Source organism: Kitasatospora sp. NBC_00240, assembly GCF_026342405.1.
In the GTDB taxonomy this organism is placed as follows: domain Bacteria; phylum Actinomycetota; class Actinomycetes; order Streptomycetales; family Streptomycetaceae; genus Kitasatospora.
In genome coordinates this window covers 8,908,066-8,931,279 of sequence record NZ_JAPEMU010000001.1, presented here as the reverse complement: position 1 = coordinate 8,931,279, position 23,214 = coordinate 8,908,066, and the positions used below count along the sequence as shown (strand labels likewise).

General features: G+C 75.9%; 9 protein-coding genes. 4 read left to right on the top strand and 5 right to left on the bottom strand.

Going from position 1 to position 23,214, the window contains the following annotated elements; all coding sequences use genetic code 11:
* Positions 1-9 precede the first annotated feature (9 nt).
* The 3 genes from nhaA to OG689_RS37890 form a co-directional block, all read right to left on the bottom strand.
* Complete coding sequence (gene nhaA, locus OG689_RS37900; RefSeq protein ID WP_266326077.1) at positions 10-1,917, bottom strand: Na+/H+ antiporter NhaA; 1,908 nt, start codon at positions 1,915-1,917, stop codon at positions 10-12.
* A 209-nt stretch (positions 1,918-2,126) separates the two neighbouring features.
* Entirely contained in the window at positions 2,127-3,404 is a 1,278-nt protein-coding gene (locus OG689_RS37895) for a GntR family transcriptional regulator (protein ID WP_266326075.1), read from the bottom strand.
* 365 nt (positions 3,405-3,769) lie between these two features.
* Positions 3,770-4,978, bottom strand: coding sequence for an aromatic acid exporter family protein (locus OG689_RS37890; RefSeq protein ID WP_266326073.1), 1,209 nt, complete (start codon positions 4,976-4,978; stop codon positions 3,770-3,772).
* 202 nt (positions 4,979-5,180) lie between these two features.
* On the opposite strand from OG689_RS37890, the gene OG689_RS37885 reads away from it, so the two are divergent.
* From OG689_RS37885 to OG689_RS37870, 4 genes are all read left to right on the top strand, one after another.
* A complete protein-coding gene (locus tag OG689_RS37885; RefSeq protein WP_266326071.1) occupies positions 5,181-6,590 on the top strand; it encodes a hypothetical protein in 1,410 nt (469 codons plus the stop codon).
* Positions 6,591-6,851: 261 nt separating this feature from the next.
* Complete coding sequence (locus tag OG689_RS37880; protein WP_266326069.1) at positions 6,852-8,123, top strand: MoxR family ATPase; 1,272 nt, start codon at positions 6,852-6,854, stop codon at positions 8,121-8,123.
* On the top strand, positions 8,120-9,373 hold the full coding sequence (locus OG689_RS37875) for a VWA-like domain-containing protein (protein WP_266326067.1): 1,254 nt from the start codon (positions 8,120-8,122) through the stop codon (positions 9,371-9,373). Before OG689_RS37880 ends, OG689_RS37875 begins: the two co-directional genes overlap by 4 nt.
* 254 nt (positions 9,374-9,627) lie before the next feature.
* Positions 9,628-12,144 carry a DUF2156 domain-containing protein gene (locus OG689_RS37870; RefSeq protein WP_266326065.1) on the top strand — a complete coding sequence of 839 codons (2,517 nt, stop codon included), beginning with the start codon at positions 9,628-9,630 and terminating at the stop codon, positions 12,142-12,144.
* Between the two features lie 30 nt (positions 12,145-12,174).
* Here the strand turns inward: OG689_RS37870 and OG689_RS37865 are convergent, their stop codons facing one another.
* Both OG689_RS37865 and OG689_RS37860 read right to left on the bottom strand, forming a co-directional pair.
* Positions 12,175-14,751, bottom strand: a complete 2,577-nt coding sequence (locus tag OG689_RS37865) for a right-handed parallel beta-helix repeat-containing protein (protein WP_266326063.1) — start codon at positions 14,749-14,751, stop codon at positions 12,175-12,177.
* On the bottom strand, positions 14,751-23,015 hold the full coding sequence (locus OG689_RS37860; protein ID WP_266326061.1) for a hypothetical protein: 8,265 nt from the start codon (positions 23,013-23,015) through the stop codon (positions 14,751-14,753). Before OG689_RS37860 ends, OG689_RS37865 begins: the two co-directional genes overlap by 1 nt.
* Positions 23,016-23,214: the final 199 nt, after the last annotated feature.

Below are 23,214 nucleotides of genomic sequence, written 5' to 3'. Positions count from 1 at the left end.
GCCGACGGGTCAGCGCTGCTCGCGACGGCCCCGGCGCGCCGTCGTGCGGTCCTTCGCCGAGCGGACGGCGGCGGACAGCGTGGCGATGTCGTACGCGCCGTGGTGACGCCGGCCGTTGATGAAGAAGGTGGGCGTCCCGGAGACACCGCTCAGGTCCGCCGACTCGACGTCCCGGGCGACCCGCTCGGCGCCGCGGTCGGCACGCAGCGCGTCGTGGAAGCGCTCCACGTCCAGGCCGAGTTCCTCGGCGTAGCGGAGCAGGTCCCGCGCCGTCAAGGCGTCCTGCCGCTCCAGCAGGAGGTCCCGGACGGCCCAGAAGGCACCCTGCTCGGCCGCCGCCTCGGCCGCCACCGCCGCCAGCTGGGCGTGCGGGTGGACGTCGGTGAGCGGCAGGTGGCGCCAGACGTAGCGGACGTCGCCGAAGTCGGCCAGCAGGTCGCGGACGACCGGCTCCGCCTGGCCGCAGTAGGGGCATTCGAAGTCACCGTACTCGACCACGGTGACCGGGGCGTCGAAGGGGCCGCGGACGTGGTCGTAGGCCGGGTCGACCGGCGTGGCCAGGTCGACGATCCCCTCGGCGGTGCCCAGCAGGGCGCGGGCCCGCAGCGGCTGCGGGAGCCGGCCGAGCACCCAGGAGATCAACCAGGTGGCGGCGAAGGCGCAGAGGACGGCGGCCAGCACCCCGGCCTTGGCCTCGTCCAGCTGGTCGCCCTCGAAGGCCAGGGTGGCGATCAGCAGCGAGACGGTGAAGCCGACGCCGGCGATGGTGCCGCCCGCCGCGACGGACCCCCAGCCGATCGGCGGGCGGGTGCGGCCGGCGCTCATCCGGGTGGTCAGCCAGGAGACCCCGACGATGCCGAGCGGCTTGCCGAGCAGGTAGCCCAGCAGGATGCCGAGGGTGATCGGCGAGGTGGCGGCCCGCCCCAGCAGGTCGCCGTCGAGGGTGATGCCCGCGTTGGCGAGGGCGAACAGCGGGACGATCACATAGCTGCTCCACGGGTGGATGGCGCGCTGCAGCCGCTCGTTCGGCGAGATCGCCGAGGCGATCCCCCGGCGGGCGGAGCGCTCCAGCTCGGGCGTGGGCTGCTCGCGGAAGGACCGGAAGAGGCCGCTGGCGCGCTCCAGGTCGTCCCGGGTGGCCGGGTAGGCCAGGGTCAGCAGCCCCAGCAGCAGCCCGATCACCACCGGGTCCACCCCGGACTTCAGCAGCGCCACCCAGGACACCGCGCCGAGCACCGCGTAGGCCGCGCCGCTGCGCACGCCCTGCGCCCGCAGCAGCAGGACGAGCACCAGCACGCCGCCCGCCACCAGCAGCGCCGGCAGGACGATCCGGTCGCTGTAGAAGACCGCGATGACGCCCAGCGCCACGAAGTCGTCCACCACGGCCACGGTGAGGATGAAGGTCCGCAGGCGCCCGGGGAGCCGGTTGCCCAGCAGGGCGAGCATGCCGAGCGCGAAGGCCGTGTCGGTGGACATCGCCGCGCCCCAGCCATGGGTGGACGAGTGCCCGGCGTTGATCGCCAGATAGATCGCCACCGGGGCGAGCATGCCGCTGATGCCGGCGAGCAGCGGCAGCGTCAGGTGCCGGCGCTCGCGGAGTTCGCCCATGTCGAACTCGCGGCGCGCCTCCAGCCCCACCACGAAGAAGAACAGCGTCATCAGGCCGCTGTTGACCCACTCCCGCAGGTCCAGCGCCACGCCGTGGCCGCCCAGGTCGATCGCCAGACGGGTCTCCCAGAAGGCCTCGTAGGACCCGGGGGCCGCGTTGGCCCAGATCAGCGCCGCGATCGTGGCCACCAGCAGGACGGCCGCACTGCCGGCCTCGGTCCGCATGAACTCCCATCGGGCCGTGCGTGCTTCACCCTCGCTCTCGCCGATGCTCTGGCCGGAGAGGGAGGAGTCGTCCGTGGGTGCCATGCCGTGTGTGTCTCCATGCATCGGTGCGGGCCGCCGGGTCCGGGCCCGTACCCCGTCCGGCGAGCGTGAGCCGGGCCACCCTAACCGGAGCGGCAGGTGAACCGCCCGACCGTCCACCGTTGCGCGTGCCGGGGCGGCGACGGGAACGGACCGCCCGGGGCACCTCCGGCGGGGACGGCCGGCACCCCGTCGCCCGCCGGAATCGGCGCTCAGGTCGCGGCCGACGCCCCCACCCGGCGGGCGGGAGCCCCCGCCGCCGGTCCGCCAGGGGCGGGCGCGGCGGAGGCGGGGCTGACGCCGTGCGCCCGCCAGATCCGGCTGATCGTCGAGGCGGAGAGGCCCGCCTGGGCCGCCATCAACTGCTTGGTCCAGCGCGGCGCGTCCGGGGGCGTGTCGTACAGGGTCCTGGCCAGCACGTCGGCGACCTGCGCGTCGGTCACGCTGCGCGGGCGGCCCCGGCCGCGCCTGGGCAGCAGGCCCTCCACCCGCTTCTCCAGGAAGCGCCCGTGCCACTCCTCCACGGCCGCCTTCGAGGACTGCACCCGGCGCGCCACCGCCCCGGCGCCCACCGGGGCGCCGCCGGCCGCCGCGTCGTCGCAGGCCAGCACGATCCTGGCGCGCTGGGCCAGCGACTCGTCGCGGGCCCCCGGCTGCAGCCAGGCCAGCAGCGCCGCCCGCTCCTGGCCGGTGAGGCGCAGCGGTGGGAGCGCGTCGGCGGCGCGGACGGGGGCCGCCGACCCGGGGCGGGCGGGCAGGGCGTCCAGTGGCGAGGTGCAGTACTCCAGCTCGGCGTGCGCGGCCACCACCCGGAAGTCCGTGATGGCCAGCGGGCGCCCGATGTGGTCGTGGACCACCCGGCGGACGGCGAGGTGCGGCACATCGCCCTCGTTCGGCAGGACGTTGATCCGATCGTGCCGGGTGGGCCGGAGCCCGGCGCCGAGCATCCAGGCGTAGAGGCCGGTCAGGTCGCTCTCCTGGCCGGTGCCGGCGGCGCGTTCGAGCTCCGGCAGCTCCGCGATCAGCTCGGGGGCGAAGTGCGAGCGGGAGTCCTGGAGCAGGTGTCCGTCCGCGTCGTGCACGCGCTGCTGGTGCGCGAGGGCCGGCTCGTCCGGCGGGATGCCGAGGACGGCGGCGACGTCCCCCGCCGGGGTGGCGAAGTGGGTGCGGAAGACCGTCACCACGTCCTCGTGCGGGACGACCATCGAGCCGGGGAAGGTCATCCCCGGGGGGTTCGGCGAGTCGTCCGTGCCGGCCCTGGCGTAGGTGCCGGTGGGATGGCTCTCCACCAGCCCCTGGTCGCGCAGTTCGCGCAGTGCGGCCCGGACGGTCTGGCGGTTCACGCTCCAGGTGGCCGCCAGGGTCCGCTCGGCCGGCAACCGGGTGCCGGCCGGGATCCGGCCGCTGTGGATGTCGGCCCGCAGGTGCTGGGCGATGACCTGGTAACGGTTCTTGCCGGACGTGCCGTGAAGTTCGGATGTTTCGAGCATGGCAGAGCGCCTCCCCACCGGTGGCTTCTACGCAGTGCGAGCACTTCGCTGCGCTCCGTCATCATAGACCATTGGTCTGGACCAATTGCATGTTCCGTCAAAGCGTCATATGCCGTTGCCCCACCGGGCCTGGGCCTCCCGACCCGGGGCAACTGTAGCGTTTTGCATCGTGAAACGACCCCGGTCGGTCCAGGTCGGACAGGACGAACACGGACGGCCCGGAGCCCGCCCCACCGCGTTCGACGCACCGGGCCAGATATTCACCCGGCCCGCACACGACGGCCCCACCGCGCCCGGCGGCCCGCCCGTGCTGGACACCCCGTTTCTGCTCCACGCCCCGCATCTGCTCCAGGCCCCGCACCTGCTCAGCGCTCACCGCGGGCGAACCGCCGGAGCCGGCCCAGCCGGGTGAAGCGCTCGCGGTTCGCGACCGAGGCCCGGTCGAGCTCCTCCATCAGGCGCCGGCCGCGGTGCTCCAGGTCCAGTTCGTCCAGGATGCGATCGATCTCGGCCAGCAGCGAGCCGTGCAACTGCCAGGCCTCCGGGTGCTCCTGGACCCGCCGCAGCAGCATCTGCGCGACCCGCTCACGACTGGCCCAGGCCGCCGAGAGTTCGGCCGCCAGCCGCTCCTCGGCCTCCTCCGCGTTACTGCTGACCTGGGTCGACACCAGCACCGCGAAGCTCACCAGCGCGCCGCCGATGTGGGTGAGCAGCTCCTCCAGCGCCAGCGCCACATCCGGCGGGAACAGCCGTTCGTCCGCGCCCCGACGCTTCGCCAGGTCGGCCAGCGAGCGGGCCAGCACCCGCACCACGACCACGCAGATCTCCAGGGTGTCCAGCCCCGTCCGGAGCACCAGCCGGGAGAGCAGGCCCTCGGAGATCCTCGGGTTGAGGCGCAGGCTGTCCTCCGCCTGTCGCAGGGCCGCGTCCACGTCGGCGATGGCCTGGTCCAGCTTGCGGGCCTCGTGCAGCCGGGCCGCGGCCTGCTCGAACGGGGTCGGGCCGCCCAGCTCCTCGGCGATCCGCAGCAGCAGGTGGCGGGCCCGGCGGGCCAGGTCCTCGATCGACTCACCGGCCGTGTCCACCCAGACCGGCGGGGCGAACACCAGGTTGAAGAGCAGGCCCACCCCGGCGCCGATCAGGGTCTCCAGCACCCGGTCCCAGGCCTGGGTGGCCAGACGGGTGACACCCAGCACCAGCATGGCGCTGATCGCCACCTCGTTGACGAACTCGTCGACCCGGACGAACTGCCCGATCGTCAACGAGGCCAGGATGATCAGCCCCAGGCTCCACCAGGACAGCCCCATCACCGAGCTGAACCCGATCGCGATCAGGACCCCGACCACCACCGAGTTCACCCGGCGGATGCTGGTGGTCAGCGTGGAGTAGAGGGTGACCTGAACCACCAGCAGGGCGGTCAGCGGCGCGGTCAGCGGCGCCGGCTCGCTGCTCAGCTGCAGCGCGACGGCGTAGGAGAGCGTGGCCGCCACCGTCGCACGGACCGTCAGGACCACCACCGGGTCCTTCAGCCGGCGTCTCAGGTAGGCCGTCACCGAATCGCGTTCACCGAACATCCCCTCCTTCTTCCCGCCAGGTCGCCGCCGCACCGGCGCGGCCGCATTCCTCACCAGGATGCTCACAAAGACACCGGCCGCCCGCCGCATCCGGCCCCACCGAAAAGGAACTGACAGGCCCGGCGCCCGGCGATACGCTGCCCGCCATGACATTCCGTTCGGTAGACGAAACGGGGGTCCCGTCCGCGCAAGGTGAGCGCTGATGCTCACTCCGACCGCGTACGGGGATTCCCGGCGTTCCCTCTGGCTGCGCGTGCGTGAGTACGCCGTGCCGCCGTCCATGATCGAGACCGCGACCACCCGGCGTACCGCCGGGGACTGGGCGGGGGCCTGCGCCGCCGCGGGCGTCGACGTCGACCTCGACCTCCGTTCCCTGGCCCGCACCCACGGCCCGGAACTGGCCGCCCGGATCCGGGCGGACCTTCGCCACCTCGCTCCCGACCTGCTGCGCTGGCACCTGCCGAGGGTGGCCCCCGACGGGCTGCTGCGCCCGGGTCTGACCATGACCCTGGCCCGGTACGAGGCCGCGGGGCGGGACGGCCGGCAACCGCTGCACCTCGTCGCCCGCACCCCGCCGGCCTGGGCGGACGCCGGCCAGCGGATCGGCCTCGCCCTGTGGGACGGATCCCGCCGCGAGGCCGGCGACCCCCGCCATCCGCACCCCCGGCCCGCCCCGCGGTTCCGCCTCGACCTGCACCGGCACCTGTGGGACGCCCGCAGGACGGACGAGCTGCGGGTCCGCTCCGGGGCCGACCGGCCACCGGGCGCGCACCCCGCGGTGCCCGGCCCTGACCTGACGGGCCGGCTGCCGCCGGGCGCCCTCGGCTGCGCCGTCGACCGGTGGGCCGCCGAGGCCGGCATCCTGCTGCGGGCGGAGGGACGGCCCACCGCTGCCGTCTCGGTACGGCTCGGGGCCCGGCACCGGCTGGTCCTGGAACCGGTCGCGGGCCGCGACGGGGACGGCCCCGGGCCGCCGACCCTACGGATCGCGGCGGCGCGCCGCGGCGACCGCAGCCGGTGGCCGGTGCTGCCCGACGCCTCGACCTGGGTGCCGCCCGACCTGGAACTGCTCCGCACCGGCTCGATCGAGGCCGGCCGCCTGCACCCGCTGGTCGCCTCCGCGCTGGTCCCCGACCACGCGGGGGCCGGGACACCCCCGCCCACGGACCGGGCGGACGGGCCGCGCCTGGTGGACTGCCGGGGTGCCCGGCACCGGATCGGCCTGGTCGACGGCGTCCTCGTCCCGCTGGACCACGACCCGGCCGAGATCCACCGGGAGGAGCTGCTCGCCGCGCTGACCGGCACTCCGCTCCCCTGCCTCCAGGTCATCGACGTGGCGCACCGTCAACCGGAGTGCCTCACCGGCGTCCGGGAGCGGCTGGACCACGGCGACACGGCCGGCGCCCTGGCCGTCGTCACCGGTCTGCTCGGCCCCGACGCGCTGCTGCGCGGCGGCGCCCTGCGGGACGAGCTGGAGGCGGCGGTGGAGCGGCGGACGGACCACCGGCTGTACCGGGCGGGCCTGGACCTGCCGGCTCACCGCGGGCCGCGCCCCGACCGCCGACGCCCCCGTGACCGCCGCTCGGGACCACGGCACGCCGCCTTCGGCTGATCCACGGGCCACCGTCGCCCGCCCGACCCCCTTCGTACCCCTCGCCACTGCGCACCCGCACCGCTCTCCACACCACTGCGCACCCGCACCGCTCTCCACACCACTGCGCACCCGCACCGCTCTCCACACCACTGCGCACCCGCACCGCTCCACACCCGCACCCCGGCGCGCTCCCGTACCCGCGCCACGTGAGGTTCCGCCGTGCCCGGGGCCACCGCCCCGCACCCGCGCGACCCACCCGAACCCCCGAGGTGATACCCCATGACCCCGTACGCCGAGACGACCCCGTACACCGAGCCCGCCCCCGGCACGCCCGACGCCCCGGCCGCCGCCTCCCAACTGGACGTCGCCGGGCAGTTGCTGGCCCTGCTGCGCGAGTCGACCACCGAACCGCGCCCCGACAGCCAGCTGGAGGCGCTGACCCTCGCCGTCGCCGCCGACCTGCCCGTCCTGCTCTGGGGCGAGCCCGGGATCGGCAAGACCGCCGCCCTGACCCAGCTCGCGACGGCCCTCGACCTGCCGCTGACCACGGTGATCGCCAGCGTGCACGAGCCCACCGACTTCTCGGGGCTGCCCGTCCTCGGCGAGGACCCGGCCGAACAGGGCGTCCCGCTGGCACCGCCGGACTGGGCCGTACGCCTGGTCCGGGCCGGGCGGGGGCTGCTCTTCCTGGACGAGCTGTCCACCGCGCCGCCCGCCGTCCAGGCCGCCCTGCTCCGGCTGGTGCTGGAACGCCTCATCGGCTCCCTGCAACTGCCGCCCGGGGTGCGGATCGTGGCCGCCGCCAACCCGGCCTCCTCGGCCGCCGACGGCTGGGAGCTGAGCGCGCCACTGGCCAACCGCTTCGTCCATCTGCGATGGACGCACGACCACGAGGTGGTGGTGCGCGGCCTGGGCGGGACCTGGCCCCGGGCCACCCTGCCCCGGCTCGACCCCGCACGGCTGCCGGCGGCCGTGGACCGCGCCCGCCGCGCGGTGTGCGCCCTGCTGGCCGCCCGCCCCGCCCTCGTCCACCGGCTGCCCAGCGGCGAATCCCGCCGGGGCGGCGCCTGGCCGTCGCCCCGGAGCTGGGAGATGGCCCTGTGCCTGATCGCCTTCGCGACCGCGGCCGGCTCCTCCCGGGACGTCCTCTCGTTGCTGGTCAGGGGCACGGTGGGGGACGGTCCGGGGCTGGAGCTGCTGGCCGGGCTGGACCGGATGGACCTCCCCGACCCCGAACTGCTGCTCGCCGACCCGACGGGCGCCGAGCTGCCCCAGCGGGGCGACCTGCGCCAGGCCGCGCTCGACGGCGTGGTGGCGGCGGTGCAGCTGCGCCCGGAGAAGCCGCGCTGGGACGCGGCGTGGGCCCTGCTGGTCCGGGCGCTGGAGACCGGGGCCCCGGACCTCGTGGTCGTGCCCGCCACCACCCTCGCCGCCCTCCGCCGGCCGGACTGGGACGTCCCGGCGGCGATCGAGCGGCTCTCCGGCGTGGTCTCGGTCTCCCGGCGGGCGGACCGGGCGGTGGCCCGGGTCGCCGCGCAGGGCGCCCGATGAGCCCGCACGCGCCGGTGGCCCTGGACCTCGACAAGCTGTTCGCCGCGCGGCTGCAGGCGGCCCGGGTCCGGCCCTACCTGGCGACAGCGCTGTTCGCCCTGCACACCGTGGAGTCCCGGAACGTCCCCACCATGGCCGTCGACCGGCACTGGCGGTGCTACGTCTCCCCGGCCTTCGTCGCCCGGACGCCGGTGGAGGAACTGGCCGGGGTGTGGGTGCACGAGGTGTCGCACCTGCTGCGCGACCATCACGGGCGCAGCGACCGGGTCGCCCGCGAGCGCGGCCTGAACGGCCCGGGTGAGCGGCTGCGGATGAACATCGCCGCCGACTGCGAGATCAACGACGACATCTTCGGGGAAGGGCTGGTGCGGCCCCAGGGGGCCGTCGATCCCGCGTCCCTCGGGCTGCCCGCCGGGGAGCTGATGGAGGACTACCTGCGCCGGTTCCGGCTCGGACCGCTGACGCAGGGCCTGGTCTGGCTCGACTGCGGCAGCGGGGCCGACGGGCTGGAGCGGGAGTGGGAGCTGGGCCCGGAGGGCGCGCACGGCCTCGGCGAGCAGGAGCAGGACGCCGTCCGGTTCCGGGTGGCGCAGGGCATCACCGGCCGGCCGGGGAGCGCCCCGGCGGGCTGGCAGCGGTGGGCGGAGGACGCGTTCCACCCGCCGCAGGCCTGGCGGGACCTGCTGGGGGCGGCGGTCCGCTCGGCGGCCGCCGGCTCCGGCGCAGGCGAGGACTACAGCTACCTGCGGCCGTCGCGGCGCTCGTCCGCCGTCCCCCGCGCCGTGCTGCCGAGCCTGCGGCGCCGGCCGCCCCGGGTGTCCGTGGTCATCGACACCTCCGGGTCGGTCAGCGACGCCGAACTGGGCAGCGCCCTGCTGGAGGTCGCCGCGATCTCCCGTGCGCTGGGCGGCCGTCGGGACCTGGTCCACGTGGTGGCCTGCGACGCCGCGGCCGGCGCGGTGCACCCGCTCTGCCGCGCCGAGGGCATCCCGCTGGTCGGCGGTGGCGGCACCGACCTGCGCGCGGGCTTCGCCCGGGCCCTGCGGGCCTCGCCCCGCCCGGACGTCGTGGTGGTCCTGACGGACGGGCAGACGCCGTGGCCCAGCACCCGGCCGCCGTGCCGGACGGTGGTCGGGCTGTTCCCCCGGCGCTCCGCGTCCTGGGACGAGGACCGTCCCCACCGCCGGCCTGACACGCCACCCGACTGGGCCCGGGTGGTCGTCATCGGATCCGCGCCGCCGGGGCGGTGAAGGCCCCTCCCGGGGTGCCGACCACGGGTTCGGGCCCCGCCCGGTACCGGGCGGCACCGCCGCGCCCGGCCGGGCCGGGCAGGCTCGAAGCGGGCTGCTCCAGCACCTCGCTGCCCCGCCCGGCCGCCCCCGCGGCGCGGCGGCGGCCCGGTCCGCCGAAGTCGCGCGCCCCCGGCGGACCGGCAACGATGGGTGCAGGGACAGGCCTGCGGGCCGGCGGTCCGGCCGGCCGGTGGGACGCGCACCGGAGGCGGGTGACAGCAACGATGGAGAACGCCGACGGGGCTCGGTCCAGGCAGGCCTCACAGGAGCAGGATTCGCCGGAGCAGGCGCCGCCGCAACCGGCGCCGGAGCAGCAGAATCCGCAGCGACAGGCCCCTCGGGAACAGGCGGCGAAGCAGCAGCCGGCGCAGCAGCCGGCCCAGGAACAGCCGGCTCATGAGCAGCCCCGGCAGAAACAGAACCCGGCGCCGTCCGAGCAGGCCGCGCGGCAGCAGTCCGAGCAGAAGGCGGCAGCCTCCTCGCAGCGCTCCGCCCCGGAGCGGCCCCCGCAGAAGCAGCAGAAACAGCCGGCCCAGAAGCAGCCCGGCCAGAAACAGCCGGCCCAGAAACAGCCGGCCGCCAAGCAGCCTCCCAAGGAGGGGGCCGGCGCCCCGCCGGACGGCACGCCGACCGGCGCCGAACGGCTCCGCGGTCGGGCCGTGGCGCTGGTGACCCGGCTGCCGTTCACCTGCGGGGCCTGCGTGGCCGTCCTGCTGGTGGGGCTCGCCAGCGGCACCCTGTGGACGTCCGCGGAGGACCAGTCCTGGTACCCGCAGGTGGCCTACGGCACCCCCTCGCTGACCTCCGGGCGCCTGTGGACCTTCGTCACCGGTGCCTTCTTCGCCTCCGACCCCGTGGTGTACCTGCTCGTCGTCATCGGGCTGGCCCTGCTGGCCGGCTACACGGAATGGCGGCTCGGCACCGCCCGCGCGGCGCTGATCTGCTGCGTCGGACAGCTGGCCGCCACGCTCGGCTGCGCCGCCCTGTTGCTGGCCCTGCGACAGAGCGGTTGGGACTGGGCCGAGGCCCTGTCGCACGACCTGGACACCGGGTTCTCCGCCGGCGCGCTGGCGGCCGGCGCGGCGGCCTCGGCGGCCATGCGGGCGCCGTGGCGCAGCCGGCTGCGAGCCGCGCTGATCGCCTTCGCGGTGATCTGGCTGCTGTACTCGGGCACGGTGAGCGACGTCGAGCACTTCCTGGCGGTGGTGCTGGGCCTGGCCGTCGGACGGCGGCTGGCCGGCGACCGGGCGGCGGGCACCGGGCCGCCGAGCCGGCGGGAGTGGCGACTGGGGGCGGTGACCGGCCTGGTGATCGTCGCGGTCACCCAGATCGTGGTCTGGCTCGCGCCCGGCTACGGCCCGCTCGGCGACACCCACGGCCTCTCCGACTCGCACCTGGGCCTGGCCGTCAACCTGGTGTTCATCGCGCTGCTGATCAACGGGCTGCGCCGGGGCAGCCGGCTGGCCTGGCGCTGGACGGTGGGGTTCGCCGTCCTCAATGTGCTGGTCGGCCTGCTGGCCGCGGTGGTCCTGGTGGTCCAGGTCACCACCGACGCGGACGTGGAGGTTTCCGGACTGCCGGTGCTGCTGCCGCAGGCGGTGATCTGGACGATGGAGCTGATCCTGCTGATCGGCGCCCGGGACGCGTTCCGCGCACCCTCGCGGCGCAAGCGGCGCAAGGCGGCCGCCAAGGGCGGCCTGGGCCGCGCGGAGGCCACCGAGCTGTTGAAGCGGTACGGCGGCAGCAACCTGTCCTGGATGACCACCTGGCGGGACAACTCCTACCTGTCGGCGGCGGACGGCCGGGCGTACGTGGCCTACCGCACCCACGCCCGGGTGGCCGTCGCGCTGGGCGACCCGGTGGGGCGTCCGGACGACCGGAACCGGGCACTGACCGAGTTCGCCGGCATGTGCGACGCGTCCGGGGTGGTGCCGTGCCTGTTCTCGGCCTCCGAGCGCACCGCGGTGGCCGCCGAGGCGATGGGCTGGCAGCACGTCCAGGTGGCCGAGGACACCGTGATCGAGCTGGAGGGGCTGGAGTTCCGCGGCAAGTCCTGGCAGGACGTGCGGACGGCACTGAACCGGGCCAAGAAGGAGGGCATGGAGTACCGGCTCGGCGCGCTCGCCGACGAACCCGCCAAGGTGGTGGCGCAGGTCCGGGCCATCTCCGAGGAGTGGGTGAGCGACATGGGTCTGCCCGAGATGGGCTTCACCCTCGGCGGGGTGGAGGAGGCGCTGGACCGGGACGTCCGGGTGGGCCTGGCGATCGACCCGGACGGCCAGGTGCACGGGGTCACCTCGTGGATGCCGGTCTACGGCGAGGGCGGCACCCCGGTCGGCTGGACGCTGGACGTCATGCGGCGGCGCAAGCAGGGGGCGTTCCGCCCGGTGGTGGAGTTCCTGATCGCGTCCACCTGCCTGGCGGTGCGGGAGGACGGCGCGACCTTCCTGTCGCTGTCCGGGGCGCCGCTGGCGCGCGGGGCGAGCACCGCCGACAGCCCGCTGGAGCGGTTCCTGGACCAGCTCGGAGCGGCGCTGGAGCCGTACTACGGGTTCCGTTCCCTGCACTCCTTCAAGGCCAAGTTCCAGCCCGTCCACGAGCCGATGCACCTGGTCTACCGGGACGAGGCCGACCTGCCCCGGATCGGCGTGGCACTGACCCGGGCGTACATGCCGCAGGCCGGGCTGCGGGACTTCGGGAAGATGCTGGTGCCCGCGGGCGACCACTGACCGGCGCCGCCCTCGCCGGCCGGCGGCCGGTCAGCCGAGCAGCGGCAGGTCCTCCGCCTCCAGCGCGGTGAGCTGGCCGGGGGTCGGGTTGCCGAGCTCCGCCATCCGCTGGGCCTGCCGCTCGGTCATCTCCTGGAAGGTCTGCCGGGCCGAGCGGCCGTTGCCGAAACCGGCGTCGCGCGGCACCGTCTCGAAGTGCCGCAGCAGCCGCTGCCGGGCCGCCCCGGTCAGCTCGTACCGGTGCTCCTGGGCCTGGTGCTCGACGATCGCGACCAGGTCGGCGGCCTGGTAGTCCTCGAAGAGCAGGGTGCGGGTGAAACGCGAGGACAGGCCCGGGTTCGAGCCGATGAAGCGGGCCATGTCGGCCGGGTAGCCGGCGGCGATCACCACCACGTCGTCGCGGTGGTCCTCCATCAGCTTGACCAGGGTGGCGACCGCCTCCAGGCCGAAGTCGTGGCCGCCGGCGGCGGGCACCAGCGAGTACGCCTCGTCGATGAAGAGCACCCCGCCGAGCGCCCGGTTGAAGGCCGCGGCCGTCCGCGGCCCGGTGTGGCCGACGTACTCGCCGACCAGCGCGCTGCGGTCGACCTCCACCAGGTGCCCCCGGCGCAGCAGGCCGAGGGCCTTCAGCAGCCGGCCGTAGAGCCGGGCGACGGTGGTCTTGCCGGTGCCGGGGTTGCCGGCGAAGACCAGGTGGCGGCTCAGCGGCGGGGCGGGCAGCCCGGCCTCCTCGCGCAGCCGTACCGCCTGCATCAGCTTCACCATGGAGTGCACGTCGTGCTTGACCCGGTCGAGGCCGACCAGGGTGCCGAGTTCGGCCAGCAGGTCGTCCAGGTGCTCCTCGACCACCTCGGGCGGCGGCCCGGCCGGGGCGAGGGCGGCGGACGGCGGCGCGGCGGCCCCGGCGGGCACCCCGAAGGGAGCCGGCGCGGCGGGCGGGGGCGCCGGGCGGTCGCCGAGGTCGCATTCCTCGAACACGGGCGCCGCGCCTTCCTCGCCGCCGAGCGCCTCGGCGCAGTCCAGGACCCGGCAGCGGCGCAGCCGGGGGCCGGCGCCGGCGGCCAGGTGCAGGGCCGGGAAGGCGGACCGCACCACGTCGCAGGAGGTGAGCAGGCCGCCGGCGTCCTGCGCGAAGTAGACGCCGTTCTTGCCGGCGCCCTCGATCCGCAGGCCGCTGACCACCGGGCGGGCTCCCGTCCACACCACCAGGCCGGAGCCGGCGCTGCCCTCCACCGTGCCGCCCTCCACGGTGACGTCGGAGCCGGTGTCCAGCAGGATCCCGGCCGCGCCGGCGCCGGCCACCCGGTTGCCGAGGAGTTCGGCCTTGGCGCCCGGGCCGATCTCCAGGCCGCTGCGGACGGTCGCGGTGACGGTCGAGTGGGCGATCCGGGAGCCGGTCGGCGAGGAGACGGTGACCCCGGTGTCGGCGGCCGAGATCCGGCAGCCGGTGACGGTCGCGGCGGACTGCTCGGTGACCGCCACGCCGGCCATGGTGACCCCGCTGACCGCGCAGTCGGTGAGGCTGGCGCGGGCGTTGCCGGCCAGGTGCACGCCGTGTTCGGCGCCGCCGCGCACCCGGCTGTCGGTGAGGGTGCCGTCGGCGTCGCCGGAGAGGTGCAGGGCGCTGAAGGCGCAGTCGTCCAGTCGGCAGTCGGTGAGCTCGGCGCGGGCGGAGCCGGTGGCGAGCAGCCCGTTGGCGGCCGGCTCGCGGACGGTGCAGCCGCGGGCGACGAGGCTGCCCTCGTCCTGCACCACCAGCGCGCTGGCGCCGGCCCCGGCGATCCGGCAGTCGGCGAGTTCGGCCCGCGCGGAGCCGGTCACCTGCACGCCGGCGGCGCCGGCCGCCTCCACCCGGGTGCCGTCGGCGCTGGCCCGGGAGCCGTCCTCCAGCAGCAGGCCGGCCCGGCCGGCCCGGTGCAGCACGGAGTCGCTGAGTCGCAGCCGGGCCTGGCCGCGCAGCCGGAGGCCGGAGCCGGTGGTGGACTCCAGGCGCAGCCGGACGGCGTCCAGCCGCGCGGTGCCGGAGAGCACCGCGCCGGTGCCGTCGACGGTGGTGATCACGGTGTCCTCGGCCCGGACCCGGGCCCCGCCGGACAGCCGCAGTGCGGCCAGCCGGGCACCCTCCAGCCGGCAGTGCCGCAGCAGGACGGCGGAGGTGCCCTGCGCGTCGTCCTCCGCGTCGTCCTGCTCGGCCCGCTCCGGGCCGCGGACCTCGATCCGGCCGCCGCGGACGGTGCAGTGGGCGAGCACCACCCCGGCGCCGGGCGCGACCGTGACCGCGGGCTCGCCCGGGTCGGCCGCCTCGATGTCCAGACTGCGGACCAGGCAGTCCGGCCCCTGGACGGTGAGGGCCGGGCCGGCCCCGGCGGGGGCGGCCAGCACCACCGTGCCCGAGCCCTGGCGGGCCACCAGCACCACCCGGCGCTCCAGGACCACCGCCTCCTCGTAGCGGCCGGGGTCGACCACCACGGTGTCGCCCGGCACGGCGGCCCGCAGGGCGTCGCCGATCAGGCGGTGGGCGCCGCGCCCGCGCGGGCCGACGGCGTGGATCCGGGTGGGCTGCTCGGCCGGCCGGGCGGCGTTCTGACGGGTGGTCCGACGATCCATCAGGGGTTCTGTCCTTGCTGCGGGCCGGGGGCCGGCGGGAGCGGGTTGCGGTACCACGGGGGGTTGATGCTCGCCCGGTAGGCGTTGGTCAGCCAGAGCGAGGTGACCGTCTTCTCGAAGATCTTGAACGGCAGCTGGAGCCAGAACTCGCCGAAGCCCTGCCGGTGGAAGAACCGGCTGCCGCCGCCCATGATCACGGCGTTCTTGGCCAGCGCGGCGCTGCTGGCGGTGGTGAGCCCGGCCAGGCCCGCGATGCCGCCGTCCAGGAAGGCGTCCATCCCGCTCAGCACATGGGTCTTGCCGTCGGCCCCGGTGACGCCCCAGACGGCGGCGTTCATCGAGCCGTTGACCCAGCCGACGACGCCGCCGAGGGCCGCGTTGTAGAAGAAGTCGTAGGTGCCGCCGCGCCAGCGGGTCGGGGTCTCGTTGCCGGCCCACTCGTTGGCCCAGTTCTTGTCGTGGTTGTTGGGCCGGCGCATCTCGTGCTTGCCGCCGTCGACGTTGCCCAGCACCGACTTGGGCCCGCCGGTGACGGAGCCGCGGATCTCGTGCATCCCGGTGCTGACCAGGCTCTTGACGCCCGCGCCGACCGCCGCGTTGGCGAACGCCTTCAGGGCGTCCTTGCCGGTGAACGGCTTGTGGTTGGCCGCCGCGACGATCCCGTTGACGGCCAGGTTGGCGCCGAACTCCAGCACGAACTCCTGGCCGAACTCCAGCGCGACCTTCTTCGCCAGCACCTTCCAGTACGGCTGGTAGAGCGCCTCGCCGAGCGGCACCCGGCCGCCGGCCGCGGCGGGCAGGCCGGGGACGCCGTCCAGCGCGTTCTGCATCCGCGGGACGCGCACCGAGACCGAGTCGCCCCAGGGCAGCCGGTTGGCCTCGCGGATCCGCCGGCCGAAGCCGCGGACCTCGGTGAGCGGGCCCCGGAAGTCGTACTCGTTGCCGGTGACCCGCAGGCCGCCGCCCGGGGTGCTCTCCCAGACCAGGCCGCTGTCGGTGCGCTGGGCGACGATCCGGCCGTTGCCGTCGTAGCGGCGCCACTGGCTGCGCCAGGCGTCCTTCTCCAGGAAGGTGCCGTCGCCCAGCGGCTTGCGCTCGCGGACCACCGCGCCGTGGTCGAACTCCTTCCAGGCGCCCGCCGGGTGCGGCGCGCCGCCGCCCGGCACGTACTCGCGCACCCGCAGCGGTCCGTCACCGAGTGCCAGGTGCGGCGGCACCTCGCGGACGGTGAGGGCCGGGCCGCCGCCGGCCGGGCGGAACTCGTCCCGGAAGTGCCGGGCGCCGGCGTGCCACCCGTCCTCCCAGGCCCGGGTGGTGCCGTTCCACCAGCGGCGGACCTGCTGTCCGGCGCCGTAGTCGACGACGACGCCGCCCGGCCCGTACTTCTGGGTGAACCAGCGCTCGCCGCCGCCGGGCGCGGTGCCCCGCCAGGTGTCGGTCCACCGGCCGCCGTCCAGCATGTTCCGCTCGCGGACGAGCGCGCCGGCGCCGTCGACGTCGCGGAAGGAGTCGTCCCAGGGCAGCCGGGGGTCGTCGGAACCGCGGAAGACCGTCCGGTTGCCGGTGGTCACGGTGCCGAGGTGGTCGGTGGCCGTCCAGGTCCAGCGTGCGGAGTCCGGCCGGCCGGTACCGGTGATCCGGGAAGGGTTGCCGTGCGCGTCGCTCCAGATGTCGTGGGTGCCGGTCAGGTTGCCGTGGGCGTCGCGCTGCACCCAGGGGTTGTCGAGGCGCCCGTTGACCTGGCCGGTCGCCGGGTCGACCTGGGGCGGCACCCGGTACTCGCGGACCGAGCCGTCCGGGAAGCCTTCCCGGGCCACCACCCAGCCGGGGCCGCCCGGGTCCTGGAACCTGTCCTGCCAGAGCGGCCGGTTCGCGCCGCCGCCGGGCGCCGGCGCCAGCTCGGCCCGGTAGCCGCGGCGGCCGGGCTCCTCCCAGGGGATGTGCGCGGGGTCGGTCGGCGGGTGGCCGGGCGGGGTGGCGTGGTCGCCGACCTTGAGGGTGTTGCCGCTGTGCAGTTTGACGGTCGAGCGGACGAACCGGCCGTCGGCGCCGAGGTCGACCAGGGCGCCGTCCATGGCGACGTAGCGCACCCCGCCGACGGCGTGCACCCCGCCCGCGTTCACCCCGCCGGTCTTGTTCCAGTGGAAGGTCTGCAAACGGGTGTCGGTCGCCAGGTGGGCGGCGGCGCCCTGCGGGGTTCCGGCGTGCACCAGCCGGTCACGCACCCAGACCGGCGGACGCTGCTCGGACCAGCGGGAGGTGACCAGGACCCCCTGGTCGGTGGCCAGGACCTCGCGCTTGCCGACCTCCTTGCCGTGCGGGGACTGCCGCTCCCAGGTGTGCTGGACGCCCGCCCGCCAGGTGTGCTCCTGGAAGTGGCCCGCCTTGTCCGGGCCGTGCGCCATCCCCCACTGCTTCTGGACGAGCGTGTTGTCGGGCAGCCGGTCGGTCCAGCCGCCGTCCCGGTGCGGGGTGCGCGGGCCGTGCGCCAGCTCCGTGCCGGCGCCGTCGAAGCGGTGCCAGGTCCAGCGCCCGCCGGCGCCCCGGACGGCGAAGGTGTGACCCACCACCCCGCCGGTCTTCTGCAGGCCGTCCCGGTACTCGTGCACGGTGGCGCCCCGGTGGTCGACGTCCCGCCAGCCGAAGCCGGAGGTGTCGTAGCGGCGGGTGCCGTGCCCGGCCAGCGCCCCGGTGTCGTCCCAGTGGGCCCAGCCGGTCCGGCGGTTGAGGTCCCCGAAGGACAGGGTGTCGGTGCGGCGGTAGGCGTCCAGCACCCCGCCGCCGGGCAGCACCCGGCGCTCGAACACCTCCACCGGTGTGTACGTCGAGCCGAGCAGTCGGATCCGGCCGCCGTTGCCGGTGATCTCGACCCGGCCGTGGTGGAAGGCCCCGGTGCCCGCCGGGGCGGGGTGCGCGGCGGCCGGGTGCGGCTGCCTGCTCCAGGTGGCCCCGGCGGCCGGGGTGTGGTCGATGACGTACTGGTGGTCGGTGCGGCGACCGCCGTCCAGCACGTTGACGCCCTGGTGGGTGACGGCCCCGCCGGCCGGGTCGTGCACGGTGAACTCGCCGTCCCGGGGGCCGCCGGGACGGTGGAAGGTGACCTGCAGTCCGCCGTCGGCCCGGACGGTGACCACCCGCTGCGGGACCTGGCCGCCGGCCGCGCCCTCCAGCCGACCGGGCGCCCGGACCCCGGCCGGGCCCGGCTCGGGGACGACCGCGAACGTCCCGTTCGGGTTGCCGTCCGGGCCGCGCAGCGCGGTACCGGCCTCCAGCCTGCTGCCGTCCGCGCCGTACCGGACGAAGTCGCCGCCGGCCGTGGTGTCGGTGATCTGGCGGACGCCGCCGGGTCGTTCGGTGACGGTCAGGTGCGGCAACGGGGTGTCGGTGGCGTCCAGCACGGTCAGGGTGCGCGGGCCACCCTGCGGGGTGTGCGTCACCACCCAGCGGTCGACCGGCGCACCGCCCGGCCCGCGCAGCCGGGTCGCGTCGTCGGTGAGCCGGCCCGCGTCGTCGAAGACCTGGTGGCCGCCGTCGAGGTCACCGACCCGGAACCCGGTGCCGTCCGCGGTGACGACCCGCCGGGGGTCGGGTCGGAACCCGCCGTCCAGCCAGTGCGGGACGGGCGCCAGCGGGTGCGCCGGGCCGCCGACCGGACGCTCCAGGTGGCCTACCTGCGCGCCGCCCGCGTCCAGCAGCTGCTGGCCGCGGGCGTCCAGCGTGCCGTCCGCGCCGTGCCGTTCGTAGCGCAGGCCGCCGCCCGGGGCGGTGGGCAACTGCTCGACCCGGAACCCGCCGCCCGGGTGGGCCACCACCCGCTCGGGCAGCCGGACCCCGGCGGCGTCGGTCAGGACGTGGCCGCCGGCGCCGTCCGGCACCGCGAACCGCGCACCACGCAGACCCCCGCCGTCCACCAGCGAGAGGCCGGTCTCCAGCCGCGAACCGTCGGCGCCGTACCGCACCGACACACCGGTGGCGGCGTCGGTGATCCGGACCGTGCCGTCCGGCAACGTCGTCACCGGCTGCGGCAACCGGGTACCGGCCGCATCGGTCAGGACGTGGCCACCGGCACCGTCCGGCACCGCGAACCGCGCACCACGCAGACCCCCGCCGTCCGCGAGAGACAGACCGGTCTCCAGCCGCGAGCCGTCGGCCCCGTACCGCGCCGACACGCCCGTACCCGCGTCCGTGATCCGCACCGTGCCGTCCGGCAACGTCGTCACCGGCTGCGGCAACCGGGTACCCGCCGCGTCCGTCAGCACATGGCCACCCGCGCCGTCCGGCACCGCGAACCGCGCACCACGCAGACCCCCGCCGTCCACCAACGACAGGCCCTGCTCGGCGAAGCCGCCCTGCGGGGTGTACCGGGTGGACGCCCCGGTACGCGGGTCGGTCACCCGCCAGCCGCCGCCGGCCAGCTGATCGGCGGTCAGGCCGTTCGGCGTGCCGGCCGCGTCGGTGACCCGGTGCGGAGCACCGTCCACCAGGAAATGACCACCCCGGACACCTGCCACGTCGGCCAACGAGAGGCCGGTCTCCACCCGCAACCCGTCGGCCCCGTACCGCGCCGAAGCACCGGTGGCGGCGTCCGTGATCCGCACCGTGCCGTCGGGCAGCGTGCTCACCGGCTGCGGCAGGCGGGTACCGGCCGCGTCGGTCAGCACATGGCCACCCGCACCGTCCGGCACCGCGAAGCGCGCACCACGCAGACCGCCGCCGTCGCCGAGGGCCAGGCCCTCGTCCAGGAACCGGCCCTGAACGTCGACGTGCACGGACCGGCCGGTGACCGGGTGGGTGACCCGCAGGCCGGCGCCGCCGGGCAGCACGTCCAGGTGGTGGCCCCCGCCGCCCGCCAGGGAGTGGGTGACCACGCCGGTGTCGTGGGAGAGGACCAGCACCGGGCCGACCGGCGTACCGGCGGCGTCGAGCAGCGGCCGGCCCTCCTCGACCAGCGTGCCGCCGTGGTCGAAGCCGTGGTGCCCGCCGGTGAGCGGGTCGCGCAGGTCGAAGCCGCCGCCGGGGCGGGCGGTGACGTTCAGCGGCAGCGGGCCGGTGGCGTCGCGGGCCTCGTGGACGGCGTTCCCGTGGCCGTCGAAGTCAGTGTGCACGTACCGCCCGTCGGGGGCACCGCCCAGGCCGCCGAGCGGGACCTCCTCGGCGACCAGCCGGCCGGTGCCGTCGTAGCTCTGCACGCTGCCCAGGTGGGCGTTGTGCACGTCGAAGCCGCCACCGGGCCGGGCCACCGGGTGCAGCAGCGGGTCGGGGACGTTGTGCGCGTCCAGCATCCGGTGGACCGACCCGCCGGGCGTGACGGTGGTCTCGATCCGCCAGCCGTTCGGGCCGGCCACCGCGCTGTCGGCGAGCGGGAGCAGCACCGGCGCCGGGGGCGCGGCCTGGGCGGCAACCTGCGGCACCGGCGCCGGGTTGAGCTGCGGCATCGACTGGGCGCTGCCGGAGCCGCCGAGCAGCCGGGGCCGCTCGCGCAGGCTGTCGGCGCTGAGGCGGGCGAGGTCCTGGTCCATCCGGGCGGGGTCGACGCCGAGCGCGGCGAGCCGCTCGAGGCTCTCGTCGAGGCGCTGCGCGGCGACGTCCACCGAGGCCTGGGCGTGGATCCGGACGGGGCTCGGCCGGGAGCCCGAACCCGGACGGGCGTCCAGGTCGGCGAGCAGCCGCTCGGCCTTGCCGAACTCGTGCCGGGCCAGGGTGAGTTCCTGCCAGGCCTGGAGCCGGGCGCCCCGACCGGGGTCGTCGGCGGCGCCGAACAGGGCGACCACCCGGTCGCTCTGCTGCCGCCAGAGCTGGTCGAGCTGGGCACCTGTCAGCCGGCCGGGGGCGGCGCCGTGCGGGGCCGCCCCGGGCCCGGGCGAATGGACCAGCGGGGCCTGCGCCAGTGGGGCCTGGACCAGCGGCGCCGGGGTGGGGGCGGTCAGGCCCGGGGTGTGCCCGGCGGGCGGCTGGACGGCGGACGTGACCGGGGGCGGGGTGAGGCGCTGGCCGCCGTGGTCCAGCAGGCCGAGCGCGTCGTCGACCCGGGTGACGGCGCCGGCCCCGGCGCCGGGGGCGTGCACGCTCGGCAGGACGGCCGGCGGCGCGGTGACGGCCCGGGGCGGGGCGAACTCGGAGAGGTGGATGTTGATCTGATGGGCCGTCAGGGCCTGGGTGCTGTGCTCGCCCAGGTGGCCGCCGGTGGTGAAGACCGGGGCGTCGGCCCGGTTCAGCGGGGAGCCGGTGGCCAGCAGGTCCATGGCGCCGTGCAGTTGCGTCCCGGGCGAGCCGATCTGGCCGAGGCCGCGCACGGTGGTGGCGGGCGCGGTGGTGACCGGGGTGAAGGCGCCACCGGGATGGACGCCGACGGTCGGGTGCAGGGTGACGGCCGGATTCACGGTGGCGGCCTGGTGGACGCCGTTGCTCGGGGCGAGCAGGTCGGCGGTGTGCACCGTCGGGACGTGCGGGGCGGCGGTGTGCAGCGCGCCGGTCCCGGCGGTGCCGACGGTCCCGAGCCCGTTCACGGCGGTGCCCGGCTGGTGCAGCAGGCCCACCGTCTGGGTCTGCAGGGCCGGCAGGTGGACGGTGCCCGCGCCGGCGCCGAGGCTGTCGGTGAGGTGGGCGGCCGGGGCCACGGGATGCGTGCTGCCGAGCGTCCCCGGCAGGTGCAGGGCGCCGGGGGTGCCGGCGTGGCCGGCCAGGTTGCCGGCACCGACGGACGGGTGCGCGCTCGCCCCGAGCCCGGTGTCCAGGTGCAGGCCGCTCGGGGTGACCGTCAGGTTGGCCCAGTCGCCCATCCGGACGGCGTGCAGCTCGCGCACCGGGGTGTCCAGCAGCGCGTCCAACTGCCGTACCGCGTGCGGGGCGAGCGAGAGCTGGTCGGTGAAGCCGCTGTGCACGCCGAAGGTCGGCGGGCGGGAGAAGCCCAGGCCCAGGCCGCCCGGCTCCAGGTGCGGCAGTTCCAGGCCGCGCGGGCCCGACCAGTCACCGAGCCGGATCTTCGCGAGGTCCGCGCGCGGCAGGTCGACCAGGGCGTCCACCTGGTGCAGCGGCGGCGGCACCGGGATCGCCGCCGCCGTCCGGCCGGCGGTGCCCAGGATCGGCGCGCCGAACCGGAACTTGCCCAGCACGCCACGCTCCACGAACCCGATCCGCAGCGCGCCGCGCAGCCCGTACTGGCCGATCTCGGCGGCGTCCACCGGCAGCACCAGCCGCAGCCACTTGGTGCCGCCCAGCTCGGCGCGGGCGAAGTTCCAGGACGCGGTGCCGAACCGGCCGAGCCCGACGGGCAGGCCGCGGACCAGCCCGGGGATCGCCTTGATGCCCTGGATCACGGCGAGGCCGCTGCCCCGGAAGGTCATACCCGCCCAGTTGGGCAGCTTGGTGATGGAGTTCATCACCCAGAGGCCGCCGGACTTCACCCAGTTGCCGGTCAGCGAGGCGAAGTCGCGCAGACCGGGCAGGAAGGCGAAGCCGTGCAGGCCGCCGCCGGTGAACATGCCGCGGAAGAAGTTGGCCACCGCCTGGCCGACGCCCTTGATGCCCTTCCAGGTGAACTTGGCCCCGGCGCTGATCAGTTTGAGCAGCGGCAGGCCCTTGGTGGTCGGCGCGATCATGCCGAGGCCGGAGAGGAAGAGGTCCAGCGCGCTGGCCTTGCCCTGGGCGAAGTCCACCGCGGTCTTGACGAAGATCGCCAGGTTGACGCCGATCGCGATCAGCGCGATCGGGCCGCCGAAGATCAGGGCCGGCAGGATCAGCGCGATCGCCAGCCACTGGAAGGCCTCCCAGAACAGGTCGCAGTCGGAGACCGGCTGCTTGATGCCCCTGGCGGCGCTGCTGAGCGCGCTGCCGGCCGTCCGCCCGGCCTCGTCCTGGGCGGTGCCGGCCGCCCGGGCGGTGCTCGCGAGTTCGGTCAGCCGGGTGTCGTCCTTGGCCAGGCCGCGCCCCTGGGAGAGCGCGTTGTCGGCGCGCCACTGCTGGTCGCGGACCACGCCCGCGTACGTGGTGAGTGCCCGGGCGGAGTTCTCGAAGGCGTCGGCGACGGACTGCACGAAGCCGCGCAGCGGTCCGCTGATCTTGTCCCGGAGGGCGTCCGCGGTCTGACCGACGAAAGCGCCGTCCCCGGTCTTGTTCAGCACCGCGTCCAGGGCGTCGTCGATCTCCCTGGCGACCCGGCCGAGGTCGGCCAGCGAGCGCTGCACCTCGTCCATCCGCTCCGGGTCCCCTGGGGTGGGGTCGGCGGTCAGGCCGATCGCGTTCCAGTCGGTCGGACGCTGGGCCATCTCGGGTCCTCTCCGTACGCGGCCTGGCGGGCGGGGCCCTCCCCCGGCGTGCGAACAGCACTCCCGGCCTGACCACGTGCGAAGCACCGGTCCGGTTCACCGGGCGGCGCAGGTCCGGATCTCCGTGCCCGGGACGGGCGCCGCGCCGGGCGCGGTGAACCGCCGCCCCCTCCCGCACGTGGTCAGGCCGGAGCAGCAC